9 protein-coding genes are annotated in these 7,960 nt (G+C 69.4%); 8 read left to right on the top strand and 1 reads right to left on the bottom strand.

The features are described 5' to 3' along the window. Positions 1–63: 63 nt before the first annotated feature. Positions 64–1,254 carry an ROK family transcriptional regulator gene (locus tag Q0112_RS19270; RefSeq protein WP_297977718.1) on the bottom strand — a complete coding sequence of 397 codons (1,191 nt, stop codon included), beginning with the start codon at positions 1,252–1,254 and terminating at the stop codon, positions 64–66. A gap of 400 nt (positions 1,255–1,654) precedes the next feature. On the opposite strand from Q0112_RS19270, the gene Q0112_RS19275 reads away from it, so the two are divergent. The 8 genes from Q0112_RS19275 to Q0112_RS19310 all read left to right on the top strand — a co-directional run. Further along, positions 1,655–3,082: an extracellular solute-binding protein gene (locus Q0112_RS19275; protein ID WP_297977720.1), complete on the top strand. Its 1,428-nt coding sequence runs from the start codon at positions 1,655–1,657 to the stop codon at positions 3,080–3,082. Positions 3,083–3,157: 75 nt separating this feature from the next. After that, the gene (locus tag Q0112_RS19280; protein ID WP_297977722.1) at positions 3,158–4,033 is read left to right on the top strand and encodes a carbohydrate ABC transporter permease; all 876 of its coding nucleotides are present in this window, start codon (positions 3,158–3,160) and stop codon (positions 4,031–4,033) included. Between the two features lies 1 nt (position 4,034). Further along, a complete protein-coding gene (locus tag Q0112_RS19285; RefSeq protein WP_297977724.1) occupies positions 4,035–4,871 on the top strand; it encodes a carbohydrate ABC transporter permease in 837 nt (278 codons plus the stop codon). A gap of 4 nt (positions 4,872–4,875) precedes the next feature. Then, complete coding sequence (locus Q0112_RS19290) at positions 4,876–5,130, top strand: DUF2160 family membrane protein (RefSeq protein WP_297977725.1); 255 nt, start codon at positions 4,876–4,878, stop codon at positions 5,128–5,130. Positions 5,131–5,150: 20 nt separating this feature from the next. Beyond that, a complete protein-coding gene (locus Q0112_RS19295) occupies positions 5,151–6,194 on the top strand; it encodes an NAD(P)-dependent alcohol dehydrogenase (RefSeq protein WP_297977726.1) in 1,044 nt (347 codons plus the stop codon). A gap of 11 nt (positions 6,195–6,205) precedes the next feature. Next, positions 6,206–7,258, top strand: a complete 1,053-nt coding sequence (locus tag Q0112_RS19300; protein ID WP_297977727.1) for an ABC transporter ATP-binding protein — start codon at positions 6,206–6,208, stop codon at positions 7,256–7,258. After that, entirely contained in the window at positions 7,258–7,815 is a 558-nt protein-coding gene (locus Q0112_RS19305; RefSeq protein ID WP_297977728.1) for an SDR family NAD(P)-dependent oxidoreductase, read from the top strand. The genes Q0112_RS19300 and Q0112_RS19305 overlap by 1 nt, the downstream gene beginning before the upstream one ends. Next, a partial coding sequence (locus Q0112_RS19310; protein WP_297977729.1) for an SDR family oxidoreductase occupies positions 7,806–7,960 on the top strand: 155 nt, incomplete at its 3' end. The genes Q0112_RS19305 and Q0112_RS19310, both read left to right, overlap by 10 nt.

The raw sequence follows: 7,960 nt of genomic DNA on the forward strand, positions 1-7,960 counted from the left end.
CTCCGCACCCTGCGCCGCCTCGGCGCGCGATCCTTGCCCGCGGCCTCGCGCGCGTGACACTGCTTACACCGCCGGCTGCCGCTCCAGTGAGAGATAGCGCTGATGCAGCATGCAGGCGGCGCCGAACGCCGCGCCGATGCCGGGGGCGTCGTGGGTGCTGACCGCGGGCAGCGGGAAGCTCGGCTCCTGCATCGCCCGGACATGCGCCGACACCCGCGCCGCCACCAGCGGGTAGAGCGGCGCCAGCGACCCGCCGAGGACGACATGGTCGGGGTCGATCACCCGCGCCGTCTGCACCAGCGCATGCGCGAGCCCCCGCGCCCAGTCCTCCGCCACCGCCACCGCCCCCGGCTCGCGGTCGCGCACGTCGGCGAGGAAGTCCTCGAGCCGCGGCGCGGCGACCCCCGAGCGGGCGGCGAAGGCCGCCAGCACGCTCTCGAGCCCGATCAGCTCCTCGAGGTTGCGCATCGTCCCGTCCGGCCCCGGCACCGCCATGTGGCCGATCTCCCCGGCGAGCCCGTGCGCGCCGCGGAAGAGCACCCCGTCGATGACGATCCCCCCGCCCACCCCGGTCTCGAGCACGAGAAAGAGCGTCACCCCGGCCCGTGCCTGCCGCCGCCCATAAGTGGCGCCGATCGCGAAGCTGTTGGCGTCGTTCTCGACCACGACCGGCAGCGGCACCGGCAGCGCCCGCCGCACCAGCGCCGGCGTGTCCACCTCCCGCCAGCGCAGCAGCGGGGCGACCCGCACGAAGCCGCCGGGGTCGAGCTGCGCCGGCAGCGACACGCCGACCCCCTCGCAGCGCCCGAGCCGCTCCGCCCCGACCGCCCGGAAGGCGAGCCCGAGCGCCTGCCCGATAGCCGCCTCCGGCGCGACCGCCGCCCCGGCGAAGGGCTCGACCTGATGCGCGACGAGCCGCGCCTCGAGGTCGATCTCCGCCGTCGCGATATGCTCGACCCCGATCTCCACCCCGAGGAAGAAGACGGCGTCGGGCACCAGCTCGAACATGATCCCCGGCCGTCCCGCCCGCGGCGGTGCCGGCCGCCCCGGCCGCTCCTCCGCCGTCTCCCGCACCAGCCCCGAGGCGAGCAGCGCCGCGATGATATGCCCCGACGAGGATCGGTTGAGCCGCAGCTTCCGCGCCAGCTCGGCGCGGCTCAGCCGCCCGAACCGGTGCAGCGCCCTCAGTACGGCCGCCTCGTTGCTCTGCCGGAGGCGGCTCGGCGAGATCGCGGTCAGCGCGGGGTCGCTCAACGCATCGCCGCCTTTTGCTGCGGCAACCATACTGAATTGTTGCCTGTTGCAACAAATCAGCCAGCCTACCGCCCTGTCAAGCGCTCCGGTCACCCGGACGACAGCCAAACCCGTCAGGGCCACAACAAGATTTCTGTTCAGCGGCACTCATGTTGCAGCGCACACTACATACGACCGGTGCCAGCGCAAGATTATTGCGCCATGCTCCTCCGCGGTTATGCTCACGACGCAACAAATCATTGTCTGGCTGGCGCGAATAGGTTAATCCACGTCGAGGGGGAGCCCGATGCGACCGGCGCCGGATGGCGCGGCGGAGCGCCCCGCGGCAAGCGCCCGCTGGGCGGCCGGCAAAGCAAACCCCGGGACCGGTCGCGGGCCTGGGGCCAACTGGAGGAAGCACATGCGACACCATCTCAAGGCGGGCGGGGCGACCCTCCTGATAGGGCTGCTGGCCGGATCGATGCCCGCGCTCGCCGACTTCTGGTCCGACGCCGGGGCCAAGTTCCAGGGCGTCACGCTGCACGGCGTCACCGAGAGCACGCCGCCGTCCAACTACGTCAAGGACGTGCTCGCGCCCGAGTTCACCGAGAAGACCGGGATCAAGGTCGAGATCGAGACGACCTCCTGGGACCAGATGTACGACAAGGCCATCAAGGACATGGAAGCCGGCACCGGCATCTATGACATGGTCTACATCGAGCAGGACATCATCTACGCCTACCTGGCGCGGAACTTCCTCGTCGACATCACCAAGGCGCTCGCCGACGACCCGTCGCTGAAGGCGCCGGACTTCTCCGAGGAGGCCTTCACCAGCTTCGCCGACTACTTCAAGAACGCCGACGGCGACCTGATGGGCCTTCCGATGGAGGCCTTCATCAAGATCTACCTCTACCGGACCGACCTCTTCAACGACCCCGAGATCCAGGCCGCCTTCAAGGAGAAGACCGGCAAGGACCTGAAGCCGGCGACGACCCACGAGGAATATACCGAGATCGCCGAGTTCTTCACCGAATGGGGCCAGGGCAAGGACATCTGGGGCACCACCGCCCAGGCGCACACCGGGCACCCGGCCTCCTGGTACGAGTTCTTCGAGTCGATCGCCCCGACCTTCGGCGTCTACAACTGGGGCATCGACGCCGACAACAACTACGCCGCCTCCGTCGCCAACGGCGGCCGGATGAACAGCGACGAGGCCAAGGCGGCGCTGAAGTACTGGCTGCACCTGCGCGACATCGCCCCGCCCGAGTCGGCCGCCTCGACCTGGACCGAGACCGCGACGACCTTCGCCGCCGGCCGCGCCGCCCAGGGCCTCATCTACGGCGAGAACGCCGCCTGGATCGCCTCCGACCCGGAGAAGTCGCGCGTCGTCGGCAACGTCGGCGTGGCGCTGCCCCCGACCGAGCCCGGCGTCCTCGAGCAGGTCGAGGCCGGCGAGGGCTACATCGGCTACTACGACGGCGGCGCCTTCGGCCTGCCCATCACCTCGAAGAACCAGGAAGCGGCGCTGCTCTTCCTGCAGTACATCGGCCAGGACTCGGTGCAGGGTCCCTGGGCGGTCGCCGGCTCGCGCATCACCAACACCGCGACCTACGACGACCCGGCGGTGCAGGAGCTCGACAAGAAGCTCGGCGGCTACTTCACCATGCTGCGCGACCAGGGCAAGCTCTTCGCCGGCGCCCCGCCGTTCCCGTTCCACGCCCAGGTCCGCGAGGCCACCGCGCCGATCTTCTACGAGATCCTGACCGGCGCCATCGAGCCCGACGCCGGCCTCGACCAGATGGCGGCCAAGGCCGAGGAAGAGCTGACCAACCTCGGCTACCGCAAGTAGCGCCGCCGGCGCCACCGCCGGCCGGGCAGCGCGCCCCGGCCGGCACCCCCACCGCTGATCTCCGAGGAGGGACGGATGCGATCGAACAAGGTCGGGTGGCTCCTGCTCACCCCCACGCTCCTCCTGCTCGGCGTCTTCGGCATCCTGCCGTTCATCTACGTCCTCTTCCTCTCCTTCCACCAGTGGAACCCCTTCGGCGCCAGCCCCGACCGCATCTTCATCTGGGGCAACAACTTCCGGCGCCTCGTCTTCGACGGCGAGTTCCTCCTCTCGATCTGGGTGACGCTGAAGTTCGCCTTCTTCGCCGTCTTCTCCGAGATCGTCATCGGCTACCTGCTCGCCCAGCTCTTCATGCGCGAGTTCCCGGGCCGCGCCGTCTTCCGCACCATCCACACCCTGCCCTTGATCGTCGCGCCGATCGTCGTCGGCTCGGTCTGGCGGCTGATGACGACGCCCTCGATCGGCATCATCCCCTACTACGCCAACCAGCTCTTCGGCATCGACATCAACATCGGCCGCGACGCCGGCACCGCCTTCATGTTCACCGTCATCATGGACATCTGGCACTGGACGCCGCTCGTCACGCTGACGCTCCTCGCCGCCCTCCTCTCGCTCCCCAAGGAGCCCTTCGAGCAGGCGCAGATCGACGGCGCCAGCCGCGCCCAGATCTTCTGGCACATCACGCTCCCGATGATCCGCCCGGCGATCCTCGCCACCGTCTTCATCCGCCTGATGGACGCGCTCCGCACCGTCGACGAGGTCTGGATGCTGACCGGCGGCGGCCCCGGCGCCGCGACCCGCTACATCGGCCTCCACATCTGGAAGGTCGTCTTCCCGAAGACCGACTACGGCTACGGCTCGGCCATCTCGGTCATCGTCCTCTACCTGACCCTCGTCATGTGCTGGATGCTCTACGTCGGGCTGGTGGCGCCCAGGAACAAGGGGAACTGACATGCGCCCGTCGAACCCCTGGCTGAACGTCGCCCTCTGGGTGATCCTCTCCTTCACCACCCTCTTCCCGATCTACTGGCTCTTCGTCATCTCGGTGAAGCCGGCCGTCGACCTCTTCACCACCCCCAGCGTCATCCTCGACACCGTCTACTGGCGGAACTACGTCGAGGTCTTCCACGACCCGACGCTGCGCCGCTACATGACGAACTCGCTCATCGTCTCGACCGGCAACGCGGTGCTCTGCAGCGTGCTCGCCTTCATGGCCTGCTACGCGCTGTCGCGCTACGACATCGGCGGCAAGGAGAACATCTTCTTCTGGACCATCACCAACCGCATGGCGCCCGCCGCGGTCTTCCTGCTGCCCTTCTTCCTCCTCTTCACCAAGGTCTTCGTGATCGGCGACTTCAAGCTCTACGACACGCGCATCGGCCTCATCCTGCTCTACTCGACCTTCAACCTGCCCTTCGCCATCTGGACGCTGCGCCCCACCATCGACGGCATCCCGCGCGAGCTCGACGAGGCAGCGACCGTCGACGGCGCCTCCACCTGGCAGACCATCCGCGAGGTGATCTGGCCGCTCGCCAAGCCCGGCCTCGCCGTCACCTTCATCCTGATCTGGGTCTTCGCCTGGAACGAGTTCCTGCTCGCCGCGACACTGACCAGCTTCAACGCCCGCACCATCACCACCGGCCTCTCGGAGTACGTGACGACGACCGGCACCGAATGGGGCAAGATGGCCGCCATCTCCATCTTCACCCTGATCCCGGCGCTCATCATCTTCTCGATGGTGCAGCGGCACATCGTCGCCGGCCTCACCTTCGGCGCGGTGAAGGAGTAGCGCCATGGCCGAACCGCTCGAGCCTGTCATCGACCTCGAGGCCGTCGACGAGGAGGCGCAGGAGGTCGCCGCCCGCGCCGCCCGCCGCGGCTTCCTGCCGATCCAGACCAACTGGTTCGACCGGCTCTTCATCGCCATCTACATCGCCGTCGCGCTCATCCTCCTCTGGATGCGCTTCCTCGAGCCCGCCGGCGTCTCGATCTACCTCTGCTACGTCCTGGTGCTCGTCCTCGGCGCCGTCATCATCCGCAAGGGCTGACGCCCAAGGAGCTCCCCCGCATGAAGGCCCTCGTCCTCGAAGAGAAGCACAGGCTCTCCCTCCGCGACTTCCCGATCGAGCGCGAGGAGACGCTCGGCCCCCGCGACGTGCGCATCAAGCTGCATACCGTCGGAATCTGCGGCTCCGACGTCCACTACTACACCCACGGTGCCATCGGCCCCTTCGTCGTCAAGGAGCCGATGATCCTCGGCCACGAGGCCTCCGGCACCGTCGTCGAGATAGGCCCCGGGGTGAAGACGCTGAAGGTCGGCGACCGGGTCTGCATGGAGCCGGGCATCCCCGACCCCGACAGCCGCGCCACCCGCCTCGGCATCTACAACGTCGACCCGGCGGTGCGCTTCTGGGCGACGCCGCCGATCCACGGCATCCTCCGCCCCACCGTCGTCCACCCCGAGCTCTTCACCTTCAAGCTGCCGGACAACGTCAGCTTCGCCGAAGCCGCCATGGTCGAGCCCCTCGCCGTCGGCGTCCACGGCGCCACCAAGGCCGCGGTCAGGCCCGGCGACATCGGCGTCGTGATCGGCGCCGGCCCGATCGGCCTCGTCACCGCCCTCTCGCTGCTGGCCGCCGGCTGCGCCCGCGTCTACGTCTCCGACGTCGACGAGGCCAAGCTCGCCCTCGCCGCCAGCCTCGGCCCGATCACCCCGGTCAACGTCCGCTCCCGGGACCTCGCGAAGGCCGTCCTCGCCGCCACCGACGGCTGGGGCGCCGACGTCGTCGTCGAATGCTCCGGCAACCCGAAGGGCGCGAGCGGGGTCTTCGAGCCGCTCTGCCCCGGCGGCCGCGTCGTCTTCATCGGCGGCCAGTCCGAGCCCGTCGCCTACGACGTCGGCGCCGCGATGGTGCGCGAGGCCCGCGTCGAGCACGTCTTCCGCTATGCCCACGTCTTCCCGCGCTGCATCGCCATGCTGTCGTCCGGCGCCATCGACGTGAAGCCGCTGATCACCCGCACCTTCGGCTTCGACGAGAGCGTCGAGGCCTTCGAGCTCGCCGCCTCCGCCCCGCCGGGCGAGGTGAAGATGCAGATCGAGATGCCGGCGTAAGGGGGACGGTCATGGCCGAGGTTACCGTCAGGAACGTGAAGAAGCGCTACGGCACCGTGCAGGTGATGCACGGGGTCTCCGTCGACATCGAGGACGGCCAGTTCGTCGTCCTCGTCGGCCCCTCCGGCTGCGGCAAGTCGACGCTGCTCCGGATGATCGCCGGCCTCGAGCAGATCTCCGAGGGCCAGATCTCGATCGGCGGCCGCGTCGTCAACGACGTGATGCCGAAGGACCGCGACATCGCCATGGTGTTCCAGTCCTACGCCCTCTACCCGCACAAGACCGTCGCCGAGAACATGGGCTTCGCGCTGAAGATCAAGGGCGCGCCGAAGTCCGAGATCGACGCCAAGGTGCAGAAGGCCGCCTCGATCCTCGACCTCGGGCACCTGCTCGACCGCTACCCCAAGCAGCTCTCCGGCGGCCAGCGCCAGCGCGTCGCCATGGGCCGCGCCATCGTCCGCGACCCCGCCGTCTTCCTCTTCGACGAGCCGCTCTCCAACCTCGACGCCAAGCTCCGCGTCGCCATGCGCGTCGAGATCAAGGAGCTGCACCAGCGCCTCGGCACCACCATCGTCTACGTCACCCACGACCAGATCGAGGCGATGACCATGGCCGACAAGATCGTCGTCATGCGCGACGGCCGGGTCGAGCAGATCGGCGCCCCGCTCGAGCTCTACGACCACCCATCCAACACCTTCGTCGCCGGCTTCATCGGCTCGCCGGCGATGAACTTCATCAAGGGCAAGGTCGAGGCCCCCGGCACCTTCCTCGCCGAGGGCGGCGCCCGCCTCCCCCTCCCCGAGGTCTCCGCCGAGGCCGGCCGCCCCATCGTCTACGGCATCCGCCCCGAGCATATCGACATCGGCGAGGGCGGCGTCGCCGCCCGCGTCTCGGTCCTCGAGCCCACCGGCTCCGAGACCCAGGTCTTCGCCAGGCTCGGCACCGACTCGATCGACGCCGTGGTCAAGGACCGGCTCACCGTCCAGCCCGGCACCGAGATCCCCCTCCGCATCGACCCCCGCCGCGTCCACGTCTTCGACGGCGCAAGCGGCGCCCGGATCTGATGCCGGCCTTCTCGGCCAGGCGCGTCATCGTCACCGGCGCCGGCAAGGGCATCGGCCGGGCCACCGCCGTCATGCTCTCCCGCCGCGGCGCCCAGGTGATCGCCCTCTACCGCTCCGAGGCGGACCTCGCCTCCCTCGCCGCCGAGACCGGCTGCCGCACCATCGCCGTCGACCTCGCCGACCCGGAGGCGACCCGCGCCGCCGCCCGCGCCGCGCTCCCGGCCGATCTCCTCGTCAACAACGCCGGCACCACCGAGCTCGACCCCTTCCTCGAGCTCCCCGAGGCGCACCTCGACCTGCTCTATTCGGTCAACCTGCGCTCGCCGATGATCCTGGCGCAGGAATACGCCCGCGCCCTCGTCGCCGAGGGCCGCAAGGGCGCCATCGTCAACGTCTCCAGCATGTCCGCCTTCATCGGCTTCCGCGACCATGCCGCCTATTGCGCCTCCAAGGCCGGCCTCGACGGCATGACCCGGGTGATGGCGGTCGAGCTCGGCCCCCTCGGCATCCGCGTCAACCCGTCAACCCCACCGTCACCCTCACGCCGATGGCGGTGAAGGCCTGGTCCGACGAGGAGAAGGCCGCCGGCATGCTCCGCCGCATCCCGATGGGCCGCTTCGCCGACCCCGACGACATCGCCGAGGTCATCCTCTTCCTCCTCTCCGACGCCGCCGCCATGGTGCACGGCGTCTCGCTGCCGGT

The sequence above is a fragment of the uncultured Amaricoccus sp. genome, from assembly GCF_937858865.1.
Taxonomy (GTDB): domain Bacteria; phylum Pseudomonadota; class Alphaproteobacteria; order Rhodobacterales; family Rhodobacteraceae; genus Amaricoccus.